Annotated in this window: 26 protein-coding genes; 8 read left to right on the top strand and 18 right to left on the bottom strand. The window is 46.9% G+C overall.

What is annotated here, in order from left to right; translation table 11 throughout:
• Window positions 1-44: 44 nt before the first annotated feature.
• On the bottom strand, window positions 45-782 hold the full coding sequence (locus tag LL912_RS00130; RefSeq protein ID WP_235551523.1) for an FKBP-type peptidyl-prolyl cis-trans isomerase: 738 nt from the start codon (window positions 780-782) through the stop codon (window positions 45-47).
• A 136-nt stretch (window positions 783-918) separates the two neighbouring features.
• On the opposite strand from LL912_RS00130, the gene LL912_RS00125 reads away from it, so the two are divergent.
• Window positions 919-1,365: an acyl-CoA thioesterase gene (locus LL912_RS00125; RefSeq protein ID WP_235551522.1), complete on the top strand. Its 447-nt coding sequence runs from the start codon at window positions 919-921 to the stop codon at window positions 1,363-1,365.
• A gap of 26 nt (window positions 1,366-1,391) precedes the next feature.
• Here LL912_RS00125 and LL912_RS00120 read toward each other — a convergent pair whose 3' ends face one another.
• The 9 genes from LL912_RS00120 to LL912_RS00080 form a co-directional block, all read right to left on the bottom strand.
• The gene (locus LL912_RS00120) at window positions 1,392-2,234 is read right to left on the bottom strand and encodes a helix-turn-helix domain-containing protein (protein WP_235551521.1); all 843 of its coding nucleotides are present in this window, start codon (window positions 2,232-2,234) and stop codon (window positions 1,392-1,394) included.
• Between the two features lie 239 nt (window positions 2,235-2,473).
• A complete protein-coding gene (locus LL912_RS00115; protein ID WP_235551520.1) occupies window positions 2,474-2,950 on the bottom strand; it encodes a DUF4822 domain-containing protein in 477 nt (158 codons plus the stop codon).
• A 135-nt stretch (window positions 2,951-3,085) separates the two neighbouring features.
• Window positions 3,086-4,609 (bottom strand): magnesium chelatase, encoded by a 1,524-nt coding sequence (locus LL912_RS00110; RefSeq protein ID WP_235551519.1) that lies wholly within the window; start codon window positions 4,607-4,609, stop codon window positions 3,086-3,088.
• 66 nt (window positions 4,610-4,675) lie between these two features.
• The gene (locus LL912_RS00105; RefSeq protein WP_235551518.1) at window positions 4,676-5,773 is read right to left on the bottom strand and encodes a vWA domain-containing protein; all 1,098 of its coding nucleotides are present in this window, start codon (window positions 5,771-5,773) and stop codon (window positions 4,676-4,678) included.
• A gap of 170 nt (window positions 5,774-5,943) precedes the next feature.
• The gene (locus tag LL912_RS00100; protein WP_235551517.1) at window positions 5,944-9,498 is read right to left on the bottom strand and encodes a glycosyltransferase family 117 protein; all 3,555 of its coding nucleotides are present in this window, start codon (window positions 9,496-9,498) and stop codon (window positions 5,944-5,946) included.
• Window positions 9,499-9,677: 179 nt separating this feature from the next.
• Window positions 9,678-10,520: a multinuclear nonheme iron-dependent oxidase gene (locus LL912_RS00095; protein ID WP_235551550.1), complete on the bottom strand. Its 843-nt coding sequence runs from the start codon at window positions 10,518-10,520 to the stop codon at window positions 9,678-9,680.
• Window positions 10,521-10,552: 32 nt separating this feature from the next.
• Window positions 10,553-10,813, bottom strand: coding sequence for a hypothetical protein (locus tag LL912_RS00090; protein ID WP_235551516.1), 261 nt, complete (start codon window positions 10,811-10,813; stop codon window positions 10,553-10,555).
• 14 nt (window positions 10,814-10,827) lie between these two features.
• Window positions 10,828-10,995 (bottom strand): chryseobasin-related MNIO class RiPP peptide, encoded by a 168-nt coding sequence (locus tag LL912_RS00085; RefSeq protein WP_235551515.1) that lies wholly within the window; start codon window positions 10,993-10,995, stop codon window positions 10,828-10,830.
• Between the two features lie 56 nt (window positions 10,996-11,051).
• Complete coding sequence (locus LL912_RS00080; RefSeq protein WP_235551514.1) at window positions 11,052-11,756, bottom strand: DUF4294 domain-containing protein; 705 nt, start codon at window positions 11,754-11,756, stop codon at window positions 11,052-11,054.
• Between the two features lie 166 nt (window positions 11,757-11,922).
• Here LL912_RS00080 and LL912_RS00075 point away from each other — a divergent pair, with 166 nt between their 5' ends.
• Window positions 11,923-12,630, top strand: coding sequence for a hypothetical protein (locus LL912_RS00075; RefSeq protein ID WP_235551513.1), 708 nt, complete (start codon window positions 11,923-11,925; stop codon window positions 12,628-12,630).
• 63 nt (window positions 12,631-12,693) lie between these two features.
• On the opposite strand, the gene hisIE is transcribed toward LL912_RS00075, so the two are convergent.
• The 8 genes from hisIE to hisG all read right to left on the bottom strand — a co-directional run bounded on the left by hisIE (window position 12,694) and on the right by hisG (window position 20,118).
• Window positions 12,694-13,284 (bottom strand): bifunctional phosphoribosyl-AMP cyclohydrolase/phosphoribosyl-ATP diphosphatase HisIE, encoded by a 591-nt coding sequence (hisIE, locus tag LL912_RS00070; RefSeq protein WP_235551512.1) that lies wholly within the window; start codon window positions 13,282-13,284, stop codon window positions 12,694-12,696.
• Window positions 13,285-13,348: 64 nt separating this feature from the next.
• On the bottom strand, window positions 13,349-14,104 hold the full coding sequence (hisF, locus tag LL912_RS00065) for an imidazole glycerol phosphate synthase subunit HisF (protein ID WP_235551511.1): 756 nt from the start codon (window positions 14,102-14,104) through the stop codon (window positions 13,349-13,351).
• Window positions 14,105-14,164: 60 nt separating this feature from the next.
• The gene (gene hisA, locus LL912_RS00060) at window positions 14,165-14,887 is read right to left on the bottom strand and encodes a 1-(5-phosphoribosyl)-5-[(5-phosphoribosylamino)methylideneamino]imidazole-4-carboxamide isomerase (protein ID WP_235551510.1); all 723 of its coding nucleotides are present in this window, start codon (window positions 14,885-14,887) and stop codon (window positions 14,165-14,167) included.
• Entirely contained in the window at window positions 14,887-15,471 is a 585-nt protein-coding gene (hisH, locus tag LL912_RS00055; protein ID WP_235551509.1) for an imidazole glycerol phosphate synthase subunit HisH, read from the bottom strand. Before hisH ends, hisA begins: the two co-directional genes overlap by 1 nt.
• Before the next feature lie 65 nt (window positions 15,472-15,536).
• Window positions 15,537-16,676 (bottom strand): bifunctional histidinol-phosphatase/imidazoleglycerol-phosphate dehydratase HisB, encoded by a 1,140-nt coding sequence (hisB, locus tag LL912_RS00050; RefSeq protein WP_235551508.1) that lies wholly within the window; start codon window positions 16,674-16,676, stop codon window positions 15,537-15,539.
• Window positions 16,677-16,796: 120 nt separating this feature from the next.
• Complete coding sequence (gene hisC / locus LL912_RS00045; RefSeq protein ID WP_235551507.1) at window positions 16,797-17,870, bottom strand: histidinol-phosphate transaminase; 1,074 nt, start codon at window positions 17,868-17,870, stop codon at window positions 16,797-16,799.
• 39 nt (window positions 17,871-17,909) lie between these two features.
• A complete protein-coding gene (gene hisD / locus LL912_RS00040) occupies window positions 17,910-19,184 on the bottom strand; it encodes a histidinol dehydrogenase (protein WP_235551506.1) in 1,275 nt (424 codons plus the stop codon).
• Window positions 19,185-19,257: 73 nt separating this feature from the next.
• Window positions 19,258-20,118 carry an ATP phosphoribosyltransferase gene (gene hisG, locus LL912_RS00035; RefSeq protein ID WP_235551505.1) on the bottom strand — a complete coding sequence of 287 codons (861 nt, stop codon included), beginning with the start codon at window positions 20,116-20,118 and terminating at the stop codon, window positions 19,258-19,260.
• 250 nt (window positions 20,119-20,368) lie between these two features.
• On the opposite strand from hisG, the gene LL912_RS00030 reads away from it, so the two are divergent.
• The 6 genes from LL912_RS00030 to LL912_RS00005 form a co-directional block, all read left to right on the top strand.
• The gene (locus LL912_RS00030; protein WP_235551504.1) at window positions 20,369-21,136 is read left to right on the top strand and encodes a 3'-5' exonuclease; all 768 of its coding nucleotides are present in this window, start codon (window positions 20,369-20,371) and stop codon (window positions 21,134-21,136) included.
• A 41-nt stretch (window positions 21,137-21,177) separates the two neighbouring features.
• On the top strand, window positions 21,178-21,918 hold the full coding sequence (locus tag LL912_RS00025; protein WP_235551503.1) for a polyprenol monophosphomannose synthase: 741 nt from the start codon (window positions 21,178-21,180) through the stop codon (window positions 21,916-21,918).
• Between the two features lie 13 nt (window positions 21,919-21,931).
• Window positions 21,932-22,387, top strand: coding sequence for a DUF4268 domain-containing protein (locus LL912_RS00020; protein ID WP_235551502.1), 456 nt, complete (start codon window positions 21,932-21,934; stop codon window positions 22,385-22,387).
• 46 nt (window positions 22,388-22,433) lie between these two features.
• Entirely contained in the window at window positions 22,434-23,345 is a 912-nt protein-coding gene (locus LL912_RS00015) for an alpha/beta hydrolase (protein ID WP_235551501.1), read from the top strand.
• Between the two features lie 99 nt (window positions 23,346-23,444).
• Window positions 23,445-24,113 (top strand): ferredoxin reductase domain-containing protein, encoded by a 669-nt coding sequence (locus LL912_RS00010; RefSeq protein WP_235551500.1) that lies wholly within the window; start codon window positions 23,445-23,447, stop codon window positions 24,111-24,113.
• Between the two features lie 95 nt (window positions 24,114-24,208).
• The coding region (locus LL912_RS00005) for an SMP-30/gluconolactonase/LRE family protein (RefSeq protein WP_235551499.1) at window positions 24,209-24,710 on the top strand (502 nt) is incomplete at its 3' end.

The following is a 24,710-nucleotide window of genomic DNA, read 5'->3' as shown; positions in this document are numbered from 1 at the left end:
CGCCCCTGCTTTATAAAACAAGGGCGATTATAGCGGGATGGCGCTTATCCTTTTTTCTTTACATCTACCAGCTCTACCTCAAATATGAGCACGCTTCCTCCGGGAATCGTGGGAGGAGCGCCCCGTAATCCATATCCCAGCTCATAGGGAATAAAGAATTTATATTTCGATCCTTTGTTCATCAATTGCAGGCCTTCGGTCCAGCCTTTGATAACAGCCGACACCGGAATGGTCAGTGGCTCTCCGCGGTCATAAGAGTTGTCGAATTCGGTACTGTCCAGTAACGAGCCCTTGTAGTGACAGATGGCTGTGTCTTCGGCAGCCGGTTTTACGCCGGTGCCTTCCGTTAATACGATATATTGCAGACCGCTGGCTGTTGTTTTAACGCCAGGTTGGGTTTTGTTTTTTTCGAGAAACGTGCGGCCGGCATTAATGGTAGCCTGCGACTGGGCTTCTTTGGCTTTCTCTGAATAAGCCATCATAACGCTTGTCAGCGTCTCATCACTCAGCACTGGCTTTTTGCCGCCAAATGTGGCTTTCATGGCATCCATCATCACGTTGGTATTCAGGTCTCCGATATCTTTTTTAATGGATTGGGCAATATTGACACCGATGGCATAGCTGGCTGAATCGGCCAGTGTTTTTAAAGCAGGGGCAGTGGTGGAAACGGGGGCCGTTACCGGTTTTTTTACCGTTGCCGTTTTGGGTTTGGGCTTTGCCTGGGCAAAAAGGGATACGCTGCCTGCAGTCAGTAACCCGATAGTGAGCACATACTTCATCATTTCTTTGTTTTACACGCTGTGAAAATTAGATTCTTTTTAGATTGAAACGGTAAATATAGCGACCCTTTTTGATAATTTTAATGCAGAACAGTATGTAAGTTTGTTAATAATGCAGAACCTGCATCAATAGTAACATATGGAACGTTTTATTCAAGCATTACAGATCCGCTGGGCCGACCTTGACCTGAACGGACATTTACGGCATAGTGTTTATTACGACTGGGGCGCCTATTGCCGGATCAGCTTCCTTTCTAAAAAGGGGTTGACTACGGCGAAGATGACTGAACTGCATGTGGGACCGGTTATTTTCCGGGAGGAATGTGTTTTTAAAAAAGAGATACGGCTGGAGGATACCGTTACGATCGACCTTGAATTAACCCAGTCCCGGAGGGATTTCAGCCGCTGGGCCATGCGGCATCATATTTATAAAGAAGCGCAAATCCTTGCGGCCGTCATTACGCTTGAAGGGGCGTGGATCGATACCCTGAAGCGGAAACTTACCGTTCCTCCTTCGGTGGTTGCGGCTGCATATGGAGCAATGCCGCTGGCAGCGGATTTTAAATGGCTGGAACCATCGGAGTAAAACCGGCTGTTTGGAAGCGGCCGGTTTTACGGCTGCTCCCGGAATGCCCTTGGAGCAATGCCGGTATGGGATTTGAAAAAGTTGGAAAAATTGGCTGTATCATAGAACCCCAAGTCATAGGCGATTTCCTTGATGCTTTTGCCCGAAATGCCCAGCAGGCGCTTGGCTTCGAGGATAAGCCTTTTTTGAATCAGCTCATTTGCCGATACAAATAAGAAGCGTTTACAGAGTATGTTGAGGTAATTTGGGGTGATGTTGAGCTGCCGGGCATAATAGGCAACGGATCGTTGTTCGCGGAATTGTTCATTAATCATGGTGGTATACCGGATGATCAGCGGATTGGATTTCATTTTCTGAATGATCTCGAATTGCGCTTCCTGTTCTTTCCCCAGTAGCTGAACAATTAATTTACTTCGCGTATAAATAATGTCCAGATTGGGACGTGGAGCCCGCAGCTCTTCATCCAGCTGCTGGAACTCATGATAAAAAATCCCGAAACGATCCTGGGGAAGGGATAATACCGGGTGTTTGTAATAAAACAACGGGCTGAAGTTGAGGTAATTGATCATGGATTGAAAAATGGCCTCGCTGATCATCAGCTGAAAGCCGGTAGTTGCCCTGTTCAGGTTCCAATGATGCACCTGACCGGGCAATAATACGTGGAGCTGGTGGTTGCTTACCTGATGCTCTGTAAAATCAATGGTGTGGCTGCCGCTGCTTTGGTCAATCAGAAAAAATAAATAAAAGTCATGCTTATGGGGCCTGGTGATCCGGTTGTTGCCTTTAAGCACGTGGTTTAATATAGTGATACCATTTACATCGCGAAAGGTAAAGGCATCCAGGTTCAAAACGGGAATATCGGCAGGCATGGTTTTTTGAATATTTCCTAAATATAGGAAATCGTTGCAACCTGCAGAAACGTCCGTTCTACTGCTTAAAGAAGCCGGGGTGTTATGGTGGCAGCGCCGGACAACTGGGATCGGCATTCGTTTGGCCACCAGGATTCATCGCTTAAGGTCCGGTGCAACGCAGCTATGACGTGGGAGAAAAGACATATAACAAAAAGGCCCGCCCGGAGGCAGACCTTAGGACACGAATATTCTATTTATTATATCCCCGGCTCGACATGGGTAGTCGGTGTATGAACAATATCGAAATACACCGCCTTATTTGCTGCATTTGGATAGATCCTGTATGTAAATTCTGTCCTGGCCAGTACGGTGATCTCTACCTCACGTCTGAATAATTCAGTACCAGCATCGTTCCTGGCGATAATAAATCTTGTTTTACCATCCGGCGAAAGCCACCAATCTCCCTTCATTTTAGGAGAATTGTCTAAATTATACATCGTGAACTTAGTACTGGCTTTGAAATAGGCAAATCCAACAAAGTTCTTCACATTGTCATCGGTAAGGGCCACCTGGGCTCCCTGTGCATTTTTGGCGCTGGTAGTTTCCCAGGCAGTCGATGCCAGTATTTCACTGGGTGTTTGAGCCGGAACAGGAGTTTGATCCTTATCTTTTGAACAGGCGGTGAAAAGGCTGAGGAAAAGTGCGGATGCCGCCACAAATACTGAAATTCTCATTACTATATATTTTGTTTACTGCAAAGCTATTTCGCGATTGCGGCAAAAAAATATCAGGAATATTCCAGTTGTTGTGCAAATTATAACCGGGATGGTTTTATGCTTGGTTTAACAAATGAAAAACCATCCTGGTTTTTATTCATCTTCTTCGAACCCGAAATGCTCATATTCGCCGGTAGCGGACCCCAGCATGCTTCCGAAAAGATCCTTAAATTCAACTTTTGTTTCAAAAAGTTTTTTGCTGATCAGTGAGTAGGAAGAAAGACCAAAAAGCACAAACTCCATTAATAGCGCAGCCTGCAATTCATTGGCTCCGGCGAAATATTTCTTTACCAGCGCGTAAAGCCCGTCTACCTGGTAGAGCTGCTGTACTTTATTGTTATCGGTAGTATTGAAATCAATATTGAGCGTATTGCCTTTGTCGAACCAGTTAATGATCGGTTTGTAGGGGTTGTCATCGGCTTTGCTCTGCACGGATGGCTTCCCCGTATTTTTCCGTTTGCTCAGTTGCTCGGGGTTGGGAAAATACTGGATAAATTGCGAACGGATGGCTTTGTCTACCAGGTTCATTGCTACCTGGAAAGGGCCTTCCTGTTCCCCCTCATATACCAGCTCTACTTTTCCGGTGATGGAGGGGATGATGCCCGACAGATCGGAGATCCAGACCTGGGTGGAGTTTTCATTGTTGACCAGTGCCCTGCGCTCGGCGGTACTGACGGCGTTTTCAAAGGCTGAAATCGTAAGCCGGGCGCTGACGCCGCTTTTTTTATCTACCAGCTCGCTGTTACGGGCTTCAAAGGCTACCTGCTCAATCAGTCGTTTTACAAGATCGCTGACCTTTACCCGTTCTTTTTGCGCTTCGTGAATGCCGGCTTCCTGCTCGGTGATCTCCAGCGCATGTTCCAGGGTGCGGGGATAGTGTGTTAAGATCTGGCTTTGTATCCGGTCTTTTAAAGGCGTTACAATGGAACCACGGTTGGTATAGTCTTCCGGGTTGGCCGTAAATACAAAAAGGATATCGAGAGGCAGCCGGAGCTTGAATCCCCGTATCTGGATGTCGCCCTCTTCAAGAATGTTGAACAAGGATACCTGGATGCGTGCCTGCAAATCGGGCAGTTCATTGATCACAAAGATGCACCGGTTGCTACGGGGAATGATGCCGTAGTGAAGCACCCTTTCATCGTCAAAGCTCAGTTTCAGATTGGCGGCTTTAATGGGGTCAATGTCCCCGATGAGGTCGGCAACGCTTACATCCGGTGTGGCTAGTTTTTCGCCATAACGCTGGTCTCTGCTGATCCAGGCAATGGGAGTATCGTCTCCTTTTTCGGCAATGAGGTCCCTTGCATATTTGGAAATGGGATTCAGCGGATCATCATTGAGGTCGCTGCCTTCCACCACAGGAATGTATTCGTCCAGCAATGCCGTCATCTGCCGTGCCATCCGGGTTTTGGCCTGGCCGCGTAAGCCCAGAAAAAGGATATTGTGTTTGCTCAGCAGGGCCCGCTCCGTTTCGGGGATAACCGAATCTTCGTACCCCACGATCCCGGGGAAGGAGGTGTCGCCTGTCTGCAGTTTCTTTATTAAATTCTGCCTGATTTCTTCCTTAATAGACTTTGATTGATATCCGGATGCTTTTAGTGCGCCTAATGTTTTAATCACGAGTGAATATTTTAGTAAGAAGTGTTTAGTGAAATGTATTGGTGAAATGTTGTGGGAAGAATACGTTTAAAACACGGTCTTTGACCGGCCGCTTTCAAAATCCTTAAAAATAAAGGAACCGAGGTTGTCGAGTGAAGCAAAATAGGCCTTACCATGGTTCATCTCTGTAAATTCCTGAACAAAGCGCTGCAGGTAGGGATCCGTTGCGATCATAAAGGTGGTAATCGGGATCTTTAATTTTTTACCTGCGGCGGCCAGGTTCATGCAACGGTTCACCACTTTGCGGTCTAAACCAAAACTGTTTTTATAGTATCGCTTTCCGATCTTGAGGCAGGTGGGCTTCCCGTCGGTAATCATAAAGATCTGTTTGTTTGGATTTTTTCTGCGCCGTAAAAGATCCATTGCCAGTTCCAGTCCGGCCACCGTATTGGTGTGATAAGGCCCCACCTGCAGGTAAGGCAGATCTTTTATTTCTACCGGCCAGGCGTCATTGCCAAATACCACAATATCCAGTGTGTCTTTGGGATACCGGGTTGTGATCAGCTCGCTTAGCGCCATGGCTACTTTTTTGGCGGGCGTGATGCGGTCCTCACCATAAAGGATCATTGAATGAGAAATATCGATCATCAATACAGTGGAGGTTTGCGTTTTGAAGTCAGTTTCCCGGATGCTGAGATCATCTTCGCGGATATGGAATGCATCAATGCCATGATTGATCTGTGCATTGCGGATGGATTCTGTAAAATCGATTTGCTCCAGCATATCTCCAAAACGGAAGGGCCGGGTTTCAGGGTTCAGCTCATCCCCCTGGCCGGGTTTAAAGGTCTTATGATCGCCCTTCCCGGCTTTTTTGAGTTTGCCAAAAATTTCCTCCAGGCTTTTTTTCCGGATGCCCTGTTCTGTTTTGGGAGTGATTTTTATTTCGCCTTTTTGCTGGTCTTCGGTAATATAGCCTTTTTGTTTCAGGTCTTCTATAAAATCGCCCATTCCGTAATCATCATTGCCCAGCTGATATTCCTTATCCAGCTCATTTAGCCATTGAAGCGCTTCTGCAGCATCTCCGCTGGTGTATGTAAGCAATTGCATGAAAAGGTCGAGCATTTTTTCAAACGGGGTTTTGCCCTGATTGTCAGCAGCGAACCCGGAGAATTGGATACCTCTCATATATTAAATGTAAAACTATTTTTCTAAAAACAACTTGGTGCTGCCGGAAGTTCCGGAATATAAGCCTGGGTTAGGAACTTACCCCTTTTATAACATTCTGAATGTTGAAAGGTTGCAGCAAAAAAATCCCCTCCACAGGGGAGGGGATTGAGATTAGTATGAATCTGTTCCTATTTTTTTGAGGTATCCGAGGCAGCGCTTTTGCCAGCGCTGTCAGCAGCCTTTGCAGGCGCGTTTTCTTGGGGCATTAGCTCCTGTACCGGCGTTTTTTCGCCTTTCTTTAATGGATCGTAGTGCGATTCGATGGCTTCCGCAGCAGCCTGGGTAATCTCGTTCAGCGGATCTTCAATATTGGCTAAGCCCTGGAAGTATTCCGGCTTTTCTGCCTTGAGATAATTGTAGTATTTGCGCTGATCGGCCAGGTCTTTTTTAATAGATGCAATAACCTTACGCGCCATATCCAGTTTTCCAGCCTTATAGAAGGCTTCTGCGTACATCAGCCCGGTTTGATTGTGCTGATTATAGCGGCTGGTCATGGCATAGGGCAGGTTTTCGGGAAGGATACCGGCCTCTGCTTTATTCAGCAGTTTCACCGCTTCTTCTTTTTTGCCGGCATCGGCGAGGTTTCCGGCGGCTTCCGCAAAAATACTCCGGATATTCAGCAGGTACTGGCGGTTTACTTCATCAAAGTAAACGCCTTTCTTATTGGCTCCGCCAAATTCAAATTTAGTCAGGAGGTTTTTGGCCATCACGTCTTCGTTGTTGTCACGGATGGAAGTGCCGCCAGCGCGCATCTGCCGGTAGGCCTGATCCACGATCCAGTTGGCCTGTGGCGCTTTAACGGTGAAGGGCACCAGCCGGTAGGTTAAACCATCCTTCCTGAGATTTTGTCCAAAACCCAGTTCTCCGTAAGGGGCTGTAAAGTAAACCGGCCGTTTCCACTGGTTGGAGGCAATAATGCTGAGTACCATCAGGTCATTGCGCTGGATTCCGCTTCTGGATGCGGGGATCTCAAATGCCCATTGGTCCGGAACGCTGTCGGTTGGGTTGGCCGTTCCGTTTTTGTGTACAATGTCCTTATTCACCGGCACGAAGAATTTGCGGAAAGGCAGGATCGGCGATCCTACATCACGTCCGGTTTCCGGGTCTTCGGTACGGGCTCCGATAAAGGTTTTGATAACATCATATAAGGGGTACACGTTATTCGGATCGATGTTTTGCCCCGGCTGCGGTTGCCGGAATGCCAGGTATTCGCGGTTATGACCTTCGATTTGTTCCGGGCTCAGGATCACATCCACTGAATCGGCATCGTTTATTTTATAACGCAGCTGGTTGATGTACCAGTCAATACCCAAAAGACTGGTATTGATGATGCGGATATCGGGCCTTATGTTTTCCACTTCCTGCGCATACCAGAGCGGGTAGGTATCGTTGTCTCCAAAAGTAAACAGGATCGCATTTGGAGCACAGCTTTCCAGGTAATCTTTGGCCAGGTCCGGAGCCATGGTCTTTTCACTCCGGTCATGGTCATTCCATCCCTGCTGGGCCATAAGACCCGGAACGGCCAGACAAAGCAATGCGATCAGTACATTTGCTGTTCGGATATTGCTTCCACCTGACGAAAGCGCCCGGGCTGCAAATGCAACAATGTATACCACAGCAGCATAGATGACTGCAGCCCCCAGGCTGGCAATGATGATCGCTCCAAAAGTGCTGGACATACTGCTGAGCGCGGTGATCAGGAAGGTGCCTGAAGCCCCGTATACCAGTAGTTTCTGAAAGGATTCCTTGTCTTCCTTTTCGAGCGCGGAACGCAGCAGGGCTACCACTGATAAACCGATCCATATCGCAAAAGCATAGAAAGAACCTACATAGGCATAATCCCGTTCACGCGGCTGATTACCCGGCTGATTCAAATACAGCACAATCGCCATACCGGTAAAGAAGAATAACAGGAAGGTAACCACCCAGTCTTTCCGGTTTTTCAGAAACTGATATACGAATCCGATGATGCCCAATACAAAAGGCAGCATGTAAAGGACATTATGTGCCTTGTTTTGTTTTAAGCTTTCCGGCAACTGGCCCTGGTCGCCCAAGCGGGCATTGTCCATGATTGAAATACCGGAGATCCAGTTTCCGTCTCTTTTATTGCCATAGCCCTGCAGATCGTTCTGTTTGCCAGCAAAATTCCACATAAAGTAACGCATGTACATAAAACTGGTCTGGTAGCTCATAAACCAGTTGATGTTATCGGCGTAGCTGGGGGCGCCATACGATCCCTGCCCGGTATTGGGGTCAGGTTTGGCCAGTCCCAGCCAATCGGCATAGAAATCGGCGTGTCCCTGTTCGTTGCTTGAGTCCCATATCCGTACAAATAATTGTTTGTCGGAGCTCTTGTAACGTACACTTCTGTCTCTTCCGATGGGGATATATTTGTTTTCCCCTTTTACATATTTCATTTCCCCCTGGTCATAGGGGCTGCCGTTTTCGTCATAGTCTACTTCTGCGGCGTAGTGAGCTCCATAAAACAGAGGTTGTGTTCCGTATTGCTCCCGGCTGAGGTAATAAACGAGGTTAATGGGATTGTCTACATTATTCATGTCGATGGCCGGGTTGGCGCTGCTTCGTATGATATTGGTGAAATACATGAAATAGCCCAGCATCATAAAGGAAAAGCACCATAAAAAGAGTTTCATGATCTTAAGCGCTGTTGGCCGAATAAAGTATCCCAGCACCGCACCTACAATCAGCAGCAAAATGATCTTTACAGCGGCCATGGTGCCACCAAAGGCAAAAGGCAGGAAGGCCAGTAAGAAAAAGCCGGCCGTCCATAGAATGATTGCCGTTTTTGATACACCGGGTTTGAACCGCAGCCCGATGGCTACCAACAAAGCGATCAGAATAAAATACACCGTAAAGCCAGAGAAGAACGGCATGCCGAAGCTGTTCACAAACATGATGTCAAACAAGCCGGCCGCTTTCATGCTGTACTGGATGATGGCCACCTGTATGATTCCGGTAATGGCACATCCAATCAGGAAAGCCGCCACGGAACCTTTTACGGAAGGCGTATACCGGCGGTAGTAATAGATCATTACGATGGCAGGAATGGTGAGCAGGTTGAGCAGGTGTACGCCAATGGATAAGCCCATCATGAAAAACAGGAATACAATCCAGCGGTCGCTGCGCGCCCGGGCGTCTTCATCGGCACCAGCCAGCTCATCGGCGTGTTCCCATTTGAGCATTGCCCAAAATACCAGGCCTGTGAAAAAAGAAGACAGCGCATAAACCTCACCTTCAACGGCACTATACCAGAATGAATCGGTAAATGTGTATGCGAGGGCACCAACGGTCCCCGCGGTCATTACGGTAAAGATCTGCTGACCGGTAAGCGACTCGCCGGATCCTGCGAACATCTTCCGCGCAAAATGCGTGATCGTCCAGAAAAGAAACAGGATGGTAGCCGCGCTTACCAATGCGCTCATAAAGTTTACAGCATTGGCAGCTGTTTGCGGATTATCTCCAAAAAGGAGGATAAAGATCCGCCCCAGCAGGCTAAACATCGGTGCGCCCGGAGGGTGTGCCATCTGTAATTTATAGGCCGTAGCAACAAATTCACCACAATCCCAAAGCGAGCCGCGGGCTTCCCGGGTTAGTGAATACGTGAGGGTAGCAATGGCAAAAACCACCCAGCCGGTTAGGTTGTTTACTTTTCTGAAATTCATGTTAAAACGCGTCTTTTTTTCAATGATGACAAAAATAGGGATAAAGAAGTCATTTTGGTTGAATGTCAGTTAGTATTACAGATATTTTATAACTATAAAAAATCGGGCGAAGCGACCGGATAATGCCGTTTTTTGATAACGGATCAAAATGGGAAAAATGAACCGCGAAATGTGGGTGTTTATGTATCCGGGGTAAAGCCGTTTTTCCATTTTTGGGCAAGGTGCACTGCGGTTTCCAGCATTGCTGCATTCCAGTGTTCGATCTGCCAGTCGGAATTTGCCAGTATGGAGGATTCCAGTTGACCACGGGCTTCGGCTTCCGAACCTGCTTGCTCAAGAATAAGGGATAGCGTGGTTTGTTGCTGGTATAACAGACGATTTTCTACAGGCGCAGTGTTTGGCCGGAAGGATGGAGGCTGGAATGTATTGATTGGAGCGGCCTTTAAAGAAGCTGCCTTTACAATGGCCTGCATTTGCAGAAAATCATCCCGGAAGGCAACCCTGCTTGCTTCACTCCTGAGGCCGGTTCCCAGTTGCTCCAGCACCACAAATTTCAGGTTTGGACAGCGCGGAATGGTTTTGCGTAAAAAATCAAAAACAGTATCCGGCACTTTTTCATCATGGGTATCGCGCCGTATGATGGTTGAAGGAACGGCAACGGACGGTTCCCAGCTGCCGCCGGAGATATGAATCTCTCTTACGCGATTCAGAGGATAATATGCCAGTATGGATTCAAAATCAACATTAAAATTATGTATCTGGCAAAAAAGATTGTGTAAATCCAGGATGATAAAGCCGTTGACGGGTTCCACCAGTTTTTCTAAAAATACCCCGTGTCGTTTGACATCATCAAGGGAATATGAAAAAGCAAGATTTTCCAGACCTACTGGGCAACGGCAGGCCTCCTGGATGCGTTGCACGCGGTCAATGCCGATCGCTAATGTGACCGGTGAAAAGGGAATGCTAAGTGGGGCACCATGATGAAAATCCTTTCCAGTCATGAATCCAAAATGTTCTGTAATATGCTCGAAATGGTAATCCGCTGCATATTTTTTCAGACTTTTAAGCCATTGCTCCTGCTCCGGCAGCCATTTCCCGGAAAAGATGGAAAAAAAATACCATGGCCGATCAGGCGATTATCCCGGCTAAAGGCAGTGAGCAGCGCCTTGAACCATTCGGGTAGTTCCCGGCGTTGATGCAGGGCATCGAACGACCATTCAATGGCGTCCACCGATCCGGATTCAAACAGGGGCAGGCATGCAGATAAAATATCCGCATCTAGGTTGCAGGCAATAGTGCTATGAATTTCGGCCATTGGTCAGCGAAGTATTACCCCATACCACATGCCGGACAGGAAAAAAGGGGCAGTTTATCTTTCTTTTCTTTTTCTTTTGCTGCAGCCAGCTTTTTGTCCTCTTTATTTTTTGAGCAGGAGGGTGCTACATTAACGGCAACAGCAGCGGCAATCAGTAGCAGTAGTGATTTTTCAAGTTTCATATTATTGGTCTTAAACAAAGATACGCATTTCAGAAGGAAGGAAAGCCGGCTGATTATTACCGGTAGGGATTGCCATACCATGTATTGTTAATCTCCTGTACGAAATCTTCTATCTGCCGGTCAAATGGATCCTTCCGGATATCATAGTCTTGCTTCAGGTCGCTCCCATAAAAGAACGCTACGGTTTGGTACACGCGTGCATTCAATCCTCCTTTGTATTCCCGGATGATCTCATAACAGTCGGAGCCGGTTTGACGGTAAATCAGTTTCATCAGTACCTTACCCTGGTATACAGAAAGGTTGGAGAGAGGATCGGAAAATTGTTTTTTTAACTCTTTTTCTTTTGATTTGATGATCGCCTTACGGGCTTTTTTGTCTGTAACGCCCTGCAACTGACGACTGATCTGATTAATGGTAGCACCGGCAATACGGGCGTAGGGGTAACATACGTATACCGCGTTCCGCAGACGGCTCCATTCTTTTTTGACTTTTTCCAGTTGCGCCGGGGGAAGTTTGGAGATCCATATATTGGGCTCTTCTGTGTAGGGCATCATTTTAAAGGAATTATAGTCGGGGCCGTACCAGATGGCTGCTACTTTTGTAGAGTCCCTGGGCCCCCAGTCTTTCATGATCTCCTGCATGGAAGGCATTGGAGGAATGCGTACCGTATCAATTGTTTGCGCAAGTGCAGTAGTCTCAAAAGCAAATGGCGTTAACATGGATACGGCCAGTATAACCAGGTATCGATATCGTTTATTCAATACGCAAATTTAATATTGGTACACTGAACTTCGTAAAGTAACCAAAGATAGCGCTGTTTTTGGGTGTTAATATTAATTTAATTTTTTTTAAGGTTATTTTTGGGAACTTGCTGGCCCGATATTAATTTGAATGACAATCCATAATTAAGGAAACCTATCCGTGTATATGAAACCTTTGAAAACTGCTTTTTTCTTTGTCGCCGCTATCTATGTTCAGTACACTGCGGCGCAACCGGGCACACTGCCGGATGGTCTTAAAACAGCAATCCCCAAAGGCTGGGTATCGGATACGCTCATCATGGGCGATCTGAATAAAGACCGGCTGCCTGACCTGGTGTGGGTGATCCGGAATACCAGTGCAGCAAACTTTAAAATCCATAGCGGACTGGGGCAGGATACACTGGATCTGAACCCTCGCCGGTTATTGATTTATTTCAAAGAAGGGGATGGCTACCGGAAAATTTTAAATACGGATCAATTCCTTCCTTCTGTGAACAGTGCGGATAATCCCTGCCTGTCTGACCCCTTCGCCGATGGCAGCATTGGAATCGTTAAAGGAGTGTTGAAAATGGGGTTTCATTACTGGCTGAGCTGCGGCAGTTATGAAGTTACCGATTGGAATTATACGTTCCGGTTTCAAAACGGAAGGCTTGAATTGATTGGACTGGATGTGTCGTCGCTACACCGGGCAAGCGGAGAAACTTCAGCAACCAGTTATAACTTCATGACCGGTAAAAAACAGGAGATTTTTGGCGGAAATGAGTTTTTTCCTGAAAAAGATCATCCTCAGGAACGTTGGTCCGTACTAAAAAAGCATCCGTTGCTCAACCTGGCTGTAATGACAGATGAGACTGTCAAAAACAGGGAGTGGTAGGACCCTGTAATTTCCAGGCGGCAACGGTGCCCTTCTGAACGCTGAATGCTGAACGCTCATCTCTTATTTTTTATGTCTTGCCTCCAATACCTGTAAGACGTCTTTTAGCTCAACCCCTTTGGCTTGCAGAAGTACCAGGTAGTGGAACATCAGGTCGGCCGCTTCTCCAAGAAACAGCTCCTGGTTGTTATCCTTTGCTTCGATCACAATTTCAACCGCTTCTTCACCCACTTTCTGGGCGATCTTATTAATGCCCTTTGCAAACAGGGAGGCGGTATAGGATTTTTCAGTGGGATTGTTTTTCCGGTCCCGGATCACCTTTTCCAATGCCTGCAATGAAAACGTATCATTAGCCGTTCCAAAGCAACTGGTGGTTCCGGTATGACAGGTAGGCCCTTGCGGATCGGCTTTAATGAGCAGGGTATCTGCATCGCAGTCTTCCAGGATCTCTTTTACAAGGAGAAAATTATTGGAAGTTTCACCCTTGGTCCAGAGGCGTTGTTTACTGCGGGAATAAAAAGTGACTTTACCTTCCGATTTCGTTTTTTCCAGTGCTTCAGCGTTCATAAATCCCAGCATCAGCACCTCCTGGGTGGCAGCATCCTGGATGATCACCGGTGCAAGGCCGTCGGAATATTTTGAAAAATCAATCATTTTTTAAAATTTAATGTCAAGTTTCAGATTCAAAGTTCCAGGTTAAAATTTCAACTATTGCAAATTATAACCGGACGGAAATATGGTTTGCTTTTAAATAATTTTTTAATGCGCCGATCTCTATTTCACCAAAATGAAAAATGCTGGCGGCCAGTGCAGCATCTGCGGCGCCTGTTTCAAATACTTCTTTAAAATGCGACATGGTTCCGGCGCCGCCGGAGGCAATCACGGGTATAGGGAGCGCCTGGCTGATTTGCCGGGTAATATCGATGGCAAATCCGCTTTTGGTGCCATCGTTTTCCATAGAGGTCAACAGGATTTCACCGGCACCCAGGTCGGTTACTCTTTTAGCCCATTCGGTTGCGATGAGGTCCGTGGCATTCCGGCCTCCGTGGGTAACCACTTTCCAAACGCCATCGAATAGTTTGATGTCGATGGCTACTACCACGCACTGGCTGCCGAAGTTTCTGGCCAGGTCACTTACCAGCTGCGGGGTTTTTACGGCTGAAGTGTTGACCGAAATCTTATCGGCGCCATGCTCCATTAATACAGATACATCGTCTACGGTATTGATGCCTCCTCCAACCGTAAACGGAATATTAATATGCGTGGCAATGTTGCGTACCAGTTCTGATAAGGTTTTGCGCTTGTCAACAGTTGCCGTAATGTCAAGAAATACCAGTTCGTCGGCGCCTTCCGTGCAATAACGCATGGCCAGTTCCACCGGGTCGCCGGCATCCCGGAGCTGTACAAAATTGGTGCCTTTAACGGTACGGCCGTCTTTGATATCCAGGCAGGGTATGATTCGTTTTGCGAGCATGATGCTGATTTGAGATTTCTGATTTCCGGTTTGATCTTGATGGCTTCAAACCTTGCATATCTATAAGTTATTAAATCGGGCCAGATCCTTCAAACTGATCTTTCCTTCATAGATCGCCTTCCCCACAATAGCCCCATGGCAGCCAATGGCCTGCAGGCTTTCCAGGTCCTGTAAGCAGCTGACGCCGCCGCTGGCGATCAGTTTCAGGTCTTCTACTTCGTCCAGTATTTTTTTATACAGATCATCGGCGCTGCCCTGCAGAAGACCGTCCTTACTGATATCGGTGCAAAAGAACTGTTGAATGCCCTTGGTACGGTAATGTTTCAGGAAGTTGAAAATGTTGATATCCGTAGCTTCGGTCCATCCTTTGATCATGATCTTTTCGTTCAGCACGTCCGCGCCCAGAATGAATTTTTCAACGCCAAAGGCTGTCAGCCAGTCCTGGAATACCACGGGCTTTTTAACCGCCATGCTACCCACGGCGGCATAAGCTGCTCCCGAGCTAAAGGCGATTTGCACGTCTTTTTCGCTGCTGATCCCGCCGCTGAAGTCGATGATGAGCCCGGTTTTACCGGCGATGGTTTCCAATACCTTCCAGTTGGCAACACGGCCAGCCTTCGCACCGTCAAGGTCTACCAGGTGCAGGCGTTTTAAACCGGCATCTTCAAACTGAAGCGCTACTTCCAAGGGGTTTTCGTTGTATACTTTTTTCTGAGTGTAATCGCCTTTGCTTAACCGTACGGCTTTCCCTTCTATGATGTCTATTGCGGGTATAATTTCCATTATAATGCTAAAAAATTTTTTAAGATCTGTTCGCCGGCTTCTGCGCTTTTTTCCGGGTGAAATTGCACGCCATAAAAATTGTCCCGGTGCAGGGCGCTGCTGAATTCCGTCGCATATAGCGTGGTAGCAATGGTGCCGGGGTTCAATGCCGCATAGTAACTATGTACAAAATAACACCAGGAATCCTGAGGCACATTTTTGAATAGCGGATCATTGTTGATATGAATCCGGTTCCAACCCATTTGCGGGATTTTTAAATCGGGGCTGATAAATTTTTTAACGGGCACATCAAAAATGCCCAGACAGGTTGTGTCGTTTTCTTCGCTATGCGCACAGAGTAATTGCATGCCCAGGCAAATCCCCAGCAAGGGTTGGCGGGCTTCCCGGATCAGCTGGTCCAGTTTCCGTTCTTTCAGGTAGTTCATTGCCGTGCTGGCTTCCCCTACACCCGGGAAGATCAGTTTGTCTGCCGAACGGATCGCTTCCGGATCATCCGTAACGGTAGCCGTTACGCCAATGCGTTCGAGCGCAAAGAGTACCGATTGAATATTTCCGGCATTGTATTTAATAATAACTGTTTTCATTCTTTGTCTGACGTTTGAGGTTTGGTATTTGAGGTTCAACATCAAACCTCAAACTATAAACGGTTCTACAACATGCCCTTCGTACTCGGCAGCTGATCATTGCCTGGTATTCGTTTGATGGCCATCTTAATAGCTTTTGCCAGGGCTTTAAAAATGGCTTCTATTTTATGATGCTCGTTCTCGCCTTCGGCCTTGATGTTCAGGTTCATCTTTGCTGCATCGCTGAGCGATTTAAAAAAATGATAAAACATTTCCGTGGGCATTTCGCCGATCTTTTCACGTTTGAAGGAGGCATCCCAAACCAGCCAGGGACGGCCGCCAAAGTCCAGTGCCACCTGTACCAGCGCGTCATCCATGGGCAAACAGAAACCATAACGCTCAATACCGGCTTTATTACCCAACGCCATCGCCAGCGCTTCTCCCAGGGCAATGGCGGTATCTTCGATGGTATGATGCTCATCTATATGCAGATCACCTTTGGTAACTACACTAAGATCCATACCGCTGTGACGGCCCAGCTGGTGCAACATGTGGTCAAAAAAACCAAGTCCAGTGTCAATTGCACATTGCCCTGTGCCGTCAAGATTGATATTGATTTTTATTTTTGTTTCATTGGTATTGCGCTCGTGTTCCACTACTCTCGATTGCAACTGCAGCAATGCATAAATATCCTGCCAACTGGTGGTTTTTAAGGCAATGGTGGGTTCCAGCTCTTTCAGAGAGTCCGAGATCTCAGCGGCGCCCAGGTTCTCATCCTGTACCAGCCAAATGCCTTTGCAGCCCAGGTTCTTTGCAAGCTGGATGTCGGTAATGCGATCGCCAATCACATAAGAGCCTGTAAGGTCGTAGTCCGGGTTGTTAATGTATTTTGTAAGCATGCCGGTGCCCGGTTTACGGGTGGGCGCATTTTCTTCAGGGTAAGACCGGTCGATAAACACCTCACTGAAATGAATGCCGTCAGCTTCCAGGTTGCGCATCACGAGGTGCTGGGTAGGCCAGAAAGTTGCTTCAGGAAAGGCTTCAGTACCCAGCCCGTCCTGGTTGGTCACCATCACCAGTTCATAATTCATTTCCTTTGCTATTTTTCCCAGCCAGGTAAACATACCCGGATAAAAGGTCACCTTATCGATGGAGTCTAACTGATAGGTGGGGGGCGCTTCGTAAATCAGGGTTCCGTCCCGGTCGATAAATAATATTTTTTTCATTATTTTTTTTTGATACCTGACTGTAGTGCTGCTATCTGCATTCTTGCGTCGCACACTTGAGCGGCGGTACTGTTATCGATTTGTTTTATGCAAAAGTTCCAAAAACTTATGAATCTGTTTCTATTTTTTATACGCTTTCAGCGTGCTTATCAGTACGGCATTTTCCGCTGCTGTGCCCACCGTAATGCGCAGGCAGTCTTCGCATCCGCGAACATTGCTGCGGTTGCGTACAATGATCCCGTTTTGCTGCAGGTATTTAAAAATTTCATTGGCCCCGGTCATTTTTACCAGTAAAAAGTTGGCATCCGACGGATATACTTTTTGTGTATAAGAAAGCCGGTTTAATTCCTCCTCCAGCCAGCTGCGTTGTTCAATGCAATCGCGGATCCAGGCATTGACCTGGTCAACATGTTGCAATCCCTGCAGGGCCAGTTCCTGGGTGGCAATATTAATATTGTAAGGGTACTTTACATGATTCATTAACCGGATGATCTCCCGGCTGGCAAAGGCCAGGCCCAGGCGTAATGCAGCCAGCCCCCAGGCCTTGGAAAGGGTTTGCAATACCACCAGGTTGGGGTGGTCGGCTAATTGCAGCGAAAGGGTTTTTTGCCGGGCATAGTTGATGTACGCTTCATCTACCACCACAATGCCGTCAAAATTATTCAGGATCACTTCTATATCCTGGCGGTTGATGCTGTTGCCGCTGGGATTGTTGGGAGAGCAGATGAAAATGATCTTGGTGTATTCGTCTACGGCATCTGCAATCGCCTGTATATCCATCTGGAAATCGGTATTCAGCGGTACTTCTTTTACCTTTACATTATTGATCGCAGCTGCCACACTATACATGCCATAGGTAGGTGGCAGGGTGATGATATTGTCGAAGCCGGGCTCACAAAAAATGCGGATCAGTACATCGATGGCTTCATCGCTGCCATTTCCTGTAAAGATGTTTTCTACCGGAAGTCCCTTGATGGCACTGATACGTTGTTTGAGCCGGGTTTGCACCGGGTCCGGGTAACGGTTCAGCAGTTCATGCTGATTGTTGATATCGAGGGTTACCGGTGAACCGATGGCATTTTCATTAGCGTCCAGCATTACACTGGCTTCACCACTGAACTCATGACGGGCGGTAGAGTAGGGGGCAAGATTCTTAATGTTTTGCCGGACCAGGTATTCTAAATTAAACTCCATATTGCTCATATCTGATTGCTCATTTCTGATTTCTGATTGCTATTTGCCGATTCTTACTTTAACGGCATTGCTGTGTGCCTGCAATCCCTCGGCTTCGGCCATGGTAATTACAGTTGCAGCAATATTTTTCAAACCCTTTGGGGTTAGTTGTTGAAAGGTGATCTTTTTATAAAAACTATCCAGTGAAACGCCACTGTATGCTGTAGCATAGCCGTTGGTTGGCAACGTATGGTTGGTGCCACTGGCATAGTCACCTACGCTTTCAGGAGAATGATTGCCGATAAAAACCGAGCCGGCAGTCGTGATATCGTTTAAAAGTGTACCGGACACCTTACAGGCCAGGATCAGGTGTTCGGGGGCATAGAAATTGGAAAGGTCAATGGCTTCTTTTAAGTTTTTTACTACTACGATCCGGGAATGTTCCAATGCCCGGGCGGCAATTTCTTTCCGGGGGAGGTTTTTCAGCTGTGCTGTAACCGCCTTTTCAATCTTTCTGACGATACCGGCCTGCGTGGTAATACAGATCACCTGCGAGTCGGGGCCATGCTCGGCCTGTGCCAGCAGGTCTGCCGCTACAAAATCCGGATTGGCTGTCTGGTCGGCTATGACCAGTACTTCTGAAGGTCCCGCCGGCATATCGATTGCCACGCGGTTTTGCACGAGTTGTTTGGCGGTGGTAACGTACTGGTTGCCCGGACCGAAAATTTTGAAAACCTGCGGAATGCTTTCTGTGCCATAGGCCATGGCGGCAATGGCTTGTGCACCTCCTATTTTAAATATTTGCTGAATACCACAGAGTGAAGCCGCATAAAGAATCGCCGGATGTACCTGTTGTGCTTTGTTGCAGGGAGTACATAATACCACTTCCTTGCAGCCGGCCAGACGGGCAGGCAGGCCCAGCATCAGCACGGTAGAAAATAACGGCGCCGATCCCCCCGGAATATATAAACCTACTTTTTCAATGGGGCGGCTTTCGCGCCAGCAGGTAACGCCTTCCATTGAAACAATTTTTTGACGAGATTCCTTTTGAGAGCGGTGAAAGGTTTCAATATTCTTTTTAGCCTGCCTTAAAGCGGCTTTTAATGGTGGGGTAATGTGTTTGACGGCTTCTTTTATTTCGGCCGGAGTTACGGCAACAGATGTCAGTGCAACGCCGTCAAACTTTTTACTAAGGTCCCGCAGCGCTGCGTCGCCTTTCTTTTGAACCGCAGATAAGATCTCCGTTACAGCCGGAATGAGCCTCCGGTCGTCCTGAAGCGGACGAGCACCAATCTCAGGCCAAAGGTCACGGGTTGGATATTTATAGACTTTCACTTTGTAATGTTTGAAGTTTAATGTCTAAAGGTTCCATGTTCAACTTAAACATTGAACCTTTAACTAACAGGATTTATTCAATCATTTTCTCGATCGGGATGATCAGGATTCCCTCAGCGCCGGCCGCTTTCAGGTTTTCGATCACATTCCAAAAGTCGGATTCGCTGATCACAGAATGTATCGAACTCCAGTCTTTTTTGGCCAGCGGCACAATGGTTGGACTGTTGATGCCGGGCAGGTAGGCGCAGATCTTTTCAATACTTTTATTGGGCGCATTCAACATAACGTATTTGTTGTACTTCGCTTTTCTTACCGAGCGGATCCGGAACAGCAATTTTTCCAGCAGCTGTTTACGGGCAGGACTGAGTTTTTTGCCGGAAATCAGCACGGCTTCTGATTTAAGGATGGTTTCAAACTCAAACAGTTCATTGCTGAACAGCGTGCTGCCGGAACTTACCAGGTCGCAGATGGCATCGGCCAGTCCGATACGCGGAGCAATTTCCACCGACCCACTGATGACATGAATGTCGGCTTTTATCTTGTTTTGCTTCAGCCATTTGTTGAGAATGAACGGATAACTGGTGGCGATCTTCATGCCATCGAGGTCTTTTATGGCCAGCTTTTTCCGGGTCTTGGGCAGCGCAATGGAAAGGCGGCATTTGCCATATCCCAGTCGTTCCACAATTTCAGTCGCCTTGTTTTTTTCAAGGACTACGTTTTCGCCAACAAAGCCGATGTCGGCAACACCGTCCTGAACATATTCGGGAATGTCGTCATCCCTGAGGAACAGGATCTCTGCATCAAAATTTTCGGCATTGATCTTTAGTTGGTTGTTACCATTGGGCACACCAATGCCACATTCTTTTAACAGTTTCAACGAATCTTCGCTGAGCCTGCCCGACTTTTGAACCGCAATTCTTAATTTTTCCAGCATGGTTTTTATTTTTTTTTAAACAAAAAAGGCTTACAACATTTGTAAGCCTTTTTCTATAATATGGATACATAACACCACCGGGCTTACATGGGTAAGTCTGTAAAATGGTGATGGATATGTACTAAAATTTTCATTGCGGTGCAAATATATACGAAAATTATGATTTCCCACTTTTTTGGTAGAAAAATTTAAGCGGAGAAATTCAGCTACAGCAGAAAATGCCCTATCTTTAAATTTTTAAAAAGGATACATGTTACAACTTACCAAGCCCCTTGCTTTTATTGACCTGGAGACCACAGGAGTGAACCTGGGTTCCGACCGCATCGTAGAAATTGCCATTGTAAAAATACTGCCCGACGGAACGCGGAATGTAAAGAGAAAGCTGATCAATCCGGAAATGCCCATTCCCAAAGCAAATACGGACATACACGGGATTACAGACGAAATGGTGAAGGATGCGCCTACATTTGCGCAGGTGGCGCAGGAATTGAAACAGGTGCTGGATGGTTGTGATATTGCGGGCTACAACTCTAACCGTTTTGATGTGCCGCTGCTGGTAGAGGAATTCTTACGGGTTGGGGTGGATTTTGATATGCGTGGGCGCCGGTTGGTGGATGTACAGAATATCTTCCACAAAATGGAACAACGCACGCTGGCTGCTGCCTACCGGTTTTATTGCGATAAGGTTCTGGATGGTGCGCATTCTGCAGAGGCAGATGCTTCTGCCACACATGAAGTGCTGATGGCTCAAATTGCCCGGTACCCGGAATTAGGCACCTCTGTAGAGTCGATCAATAAAACTATTGGTGAAGAAGTGATCGTGGATTTTGCCCGCCGGTTTGTTATGGACAATGGTGTAGAGGTGTTTAACTTTGGAAAATATAAAGGGAAAGCTGTTGCAGATGTTCTGAAGGCAGAGCCTCAATATTACGATTGGATGATGAAGGGAGATTTTCCGCAGCACACCAAACAAAAACTGACGGAGATCTTTACGCGCAGCAAGCTAAAAAAGAACTAGACCCAAGGGGCTTTCAATGTATTTACAGAATAAGGGACAGCGTGGATAAAATTGTGATCATACCCACCTATAATGAAAAAGAAAATGTTGCCCGGATCATCAAGGCTGTGATGGACCTGGAGGGCGACTTTCATGTGCTGATTGTTGATGACGGATCCCCTGACGGTACGGCGGATATTGTAAGAGTATTGCAGGAACCTTATAACGGGCGGCTATTCCTGGAGGAGCGCCGTGGGAAATTAGGGCTGGGTACCGCTTATATCCATGGATTTAAATGGAGCCTGGAACGAGGATATCAGTTCGTGTTTGAGATGGATGCTGACTTTTCGCATAACCCCAAAGACCTGGTTCGCCTGTATCAGGCCTGTGTGGAAGGAGCCGATCTGGCCATTGGAAGCCGGTATGTAAAAGGAGGAGGAATCGTAAACTGGCCTGCGGACCGTGTATTTATTTCCAAAGGCGGCTCATTATATACACGTATTATTACCTGGATGCCGGTAAAAGATCCTACGGCTGGTTTTATGTGTTACACAGCAAAAGTGTTGCGCGCCATTAATTTTGATAATATCAGTTTTGTAGGATATGCATTCCAGATTGAGATGAAATATGCAACCTGGAAACTTGGGTTTAAGATTAAAGAAGTACCCATTATCTTCCAGGACCGCACGGAAGGCCAATCAAAAATGAGCAAGGGTATTCTGAAGGAAGGGATATTGGGCGTATTGAACCTGCGCTGGCAAAGCCTGTTTAAAAACTACCGAAACAGGGTTTCAAATAATTGATGCAATCAGTGTTATGTATAGTAAGCATGAGGCCGCTTTAATTAAAAAAGAATTCTGGACCTCATTGGGAATGTATCTGAAGCCGGTTTTAAATGCCAGTGGTCAGAAGATCAACTGGATTAACTATAAAACAGGTATCAAAGGGATTTATTTCAGGACCGATGTTACAAAAAAGGCTGCGAGCGTGGCCGTGGAATTGACGCATGCTTCGGAAACAGATCGCTTCGCAGCATTGGAGAAACTGACATCGCTGCGGCCGGTTTTTTCGGAAATGGCTGGTGATGGCTGGGCTTGGCAAAGAGAAGTATACGACGAGTCTGGCCGGCCGATTTCACGAATCATCATTCAAAAGGAGCACGTAAATATTTTCGATAAGAACGATTGGCCGGCAATCATATCATTTTTTAAACAGCATTTAATCGCGCTGGATGCTTTCTGGCATATGGCTAAAGATTATTTAGAAGATTGACGGGCGTCGGTAGACTATATGCAAAATGCGCTTAAAAATGGAAAAAATGAAACGAATAACGACGGGTTTGCTGACCACGGTAATTTTACATACCATGATAAATGCCCAACAGGAAATTCCCTTGTATACCGTGGTTCCCAACAGCAAACCTGCAGAGAACCTTGAAAAATCAGTGACGGGTACGGATGGTATTACGCGAATCAGTAATGTATCTGTTCCAACGATAACCGTATATAAAGCAGCAGGGGGCACCGGTAAACAACCGGCTGTAATCATTTGTCCCGGTGGCGGATATGCTATCCTCGCCGTAAGTCATGAGGGAATAGATGTTGCCAAGGCCTTTAATGAAATGGGGGTGACCGCCTTTGTTTTAAAATACCGCTTGCCGGATGACCGCATTATGGAGGATAAATCGATCGGGCCGTTACAGGACGCGGAGCGGGCTACCCAATGGGTGCGTGAACATGCAACTGAATATAACATCGATCCACATAGAATTGGGATTATGGGCTTCTCAGCGGGGGGGCATCTGGCATCTACACTCTCCACGCATTACGGGGAAACAGTGATTGCTAATCCCAGGAAGACCTCCCTGCGCCCGGATTTTTCGATATTGATCTACCCGGTGATTAGCTTTAGCGACAGCATTGGTCATCGGGGGAGCCGCGAGCGCCTGATTGGGAAAGCTCCGGCAGCAGCAGCCATTCAAAAATATTCCAATGAACGCCAGGTAAATAAAAAAACACCTCCTGCATTCCTGGTGCATGCAAAAGACGATCGTACTGTACCCTGGCAAAATAGTGAACAATACTATGAAGCCCTGCAGAAAAATAAAGTGAAGGCCCGTGTGTTTTACTATGAAAGGGGAGGGCATGGATTTGGAATGCATAATAAAACTTCCGATTTGAAATGGATGGATGCGCTAAAAGAGTGGCTTAGGGACCAACATATTCTTTAAAGCGACCGGTGGTATCGGCAAATGACCGTACCCCGGAGAATGAACAAATTGTTGTAACTTAGAAGGGCAGCCGGCAGCTGTATTGTTTAAACTGTTACAATGAAATATCCAGTAAAAATAAGATCGATCGGTCATGTAACCCACGATGTGCTAAGGATACGGGTAGATAAACCCGAAGAACTGGTGTATGTGCCTGGCCAGGCTACAGAAATTTTTATCGATCGTGAAGGTTGGCTGGAGGAGGGCCGGCCATTTACATTTACCTCCCTGCCTGATGATGATTACCTGGAATTTACAATAAAGACCTACCCCGAGCGGAACGGGGTTACGGCCCAGTTGCTGCAGCTGCAGGCAGGGGATGGGCTATTGCTGAATGATGTGTTTGGTGAGATTACCTACAAAGGCGAGGGCACATTTATAGCCGGCGGGGCAGGCCTAACACCCTTTCTTGCCATTTTACGTCAACTTGAAAAAGAGCACCACATCGAGAACAACCGGTTGCTTTTTGCTAATAAAAGGAAAGCGGATATCATACATGAGGAGGAGTTGCGCCGGCTTCTTGGAGCAAATTTTGTAAATATACTTTCTGATGAAACGCTTCCGGGATATGAGCATGGTTATATTTCCGGTGCGCTGCTTAGAAGAATGATCTCTGACAGTAATAGCTATATTTATTTGTGTGGCCCGCCGCCGATGATGGACGCCGTGGAACGGGAATTGCAGGTTCTGAAGACAGATCCGGGGCGTATTGTTAAAGAAGGTTTTTAGCCGGTTGCAGCAATGGTTCCGGCAGGGAAAATCATTACACAAACAAATTTTACCCGACTCCTGATATTACCTTAAGTATATAAATGCTGATTACGATGCGAATGCTGATGTTCTGCGGATTGCTGTTTACGCAACTGGGCCTGTTTGCCCAACAACCGGTAACACCTTTTTTTGATTCTTTGGGGATTGTTGCAAAGGATGCCAGGCTTCAAAAAATAAGCGACCAGTTTTCATTTACGGAGGGGCCGGTTGCGGATAAGGCAGGGAATATTTATTTTACCGATCAGCCTAACGATAAGATCTGGCGATACAACCTGGACGGAACGCTTACCGAATTTTTGCCAGCCTCCGGCAGAGCTAATGGATTGGATATCGATGCCCGGGGTAATATTATCGCCTGCGCCGATGCGGAAAATCAACTGTGGTCCATTACTCCTGCCGGAAAAGTTACGGTACTTCTACGCGATGTGAACGGCAAAAAGCTGAATGGTCCCAATGATCTCTGGATCGATAAAAAAGGGGGAATCTATTTTACCGATCCATATTACCAGCGAAAATACTGGACGCGTACCGAGCCGGAGATACCGCAGCAGAAAG

It is taken from the genome of Niabella agricola (assembly GCF_021538615.1).
Classification (GTDB): domain Bacteria; phylum Bacteroidota; class Bacteroidia; order Chitinophagales; family Chitinophagaceae; genus Niabella; species Niabella agricola.
The sequence above is the reverse complement of the archived record's forward strand: the minus strand, read 5'-3'. Positions and strand labels throughout refer to the sequence as shown.

Bases quoted from the DNA above. Each gene is read 5' to 3' on its own strand.
- LL912_RS00020 (WP_235551502.1), top strand. From the start codon at position 21,932: ATGTATAGTAAGCATGAGGCCGCTTTAATTAAAAAAGAATTCTGGACC.
- hisB (WP_235551508.1), bottom strand. From the start codon at position 16,676: ATGAAAAAAATATTATTTATCGACCGGGACGGAACCCTGATTTACGAA.
- LL912_RS00105 (WP_235551518.1), bottom strand. From the start codon at position 5,773: ATGAGAGGTATCCAATTCTCCGGGTTCGCTGCTGACAATCAGGGCAAA.
- hisA (WP_235551510.1), bottom strand. From the start codon at position 14,887: ATGGAAATTATACCCGCAATAGACATCATAGAAGGGAAAGCCGTACGG.
- LL912_RS00125 (WP_235551522.1), top strand. From the start codon at position 919: ATGGAACGTTTTATTCAAGCATTACAGATCCGCTGGGCCGACCTTGAC.
- hisIE (WP_235551512.1), bottom strand. From the start codon at position 13,284: ATGATTGATTTTTCAAAATATTCCGACGGCCTTGCACCGGTGATCATC.
- LL912_RS00085 (WP_235551515.1), bottom strand. From the start codon at position 10,995: ATGAAACTTGAAAAATCACTACTGCTACTGATTGCCGCTGCTGTTGCC.
- LL912_RS00100 (WP_235551517.1), bottom strand. From the start codon at position 9,498: ATGAATTTCAGAAAAGTAAACAACCTAACCGGCTGGGTGGTTTTTGCC.
- LL912_RS00015 (WP_235551501.1), top strand. From the start codon at position 22,434: ATGAAACGAATAACGACGGGTTTGCTGACCACGGTAATTTTACATACC.
- hisG (WP_235551505.1), bottom strand. From the start codon at position 20,118: ATGCTGGAAAAATTAAGAATTGCGGTTCAAAAGTCGGGCAGGCTCAGC.
- LL912_RS00030 (WP_235551504.1), top strand. From the start codon at position 20,369: ATGTTACAACTTACCAAGCCCCTTGCTTTTATTGACCTGGAGACCACA.
- LL912_RS00130 (WP_235551523.1), bottom strand. From the start codon at position 782: ATGATGAAGTATGTGCTCACTATCGGGTTACTGACTGCAGGCAGCGTA.
- LL912_RS00090 (WP_235551516.1), bottom strand. From the start codon at position 10,813: ATGGCCGAAATTCATAGCACTATTGCCTGCAACCTAGATGCGGATATT.
- LL912_RS00115 (WP_235551520.1), bottom strand. From the start codon at position 2,950: ATGAGAATTTCAGTATTTGTGGCGGCATCCGCACTTTTCCTCAGCCTT.
- hisH (WP_235551509.1), bottom strand. From the start codon at position 15,471: ATGAAAACAGTTATTATTAAATACAATGCCGGAAATATTCAATCGGTA.
- hisC (WP_235551507.1), bottom strand. From the start codon at position 17,870: ATGGAGTTTAATTTAGAATACCTGGTCCGGCAAAACATTAAGAATCTT.
- LL912_RS00120 (WP_235551521.1), bottom strand. From the start codon at position 2,234: ATGCCTGCCGATATTCCCGTTTTGAACCTGGATGCCTTTACCTTTCGC.
- LL912_RS00075 (WP_235551513.1), top strand. From the start codon at position 11,923: ATGAAACCTTTGAAAACTGCTTTTTTCTTTGTCGCCGCTATCTATGTT.
- hisF (WP_235551511.1), bottom strand. From the start codon at position 14,104: ATGCTCGCAAAACGAATCATACCCTGCCTGGATATCAAAGACGGCCGT.
- LL912_RS00010 (WP_235551500.1), top strand. From the start codon at position 23,445: ATGAAATATCCAGTAAAAATAAGATCGATCGGTCATGTAACCCACGAT.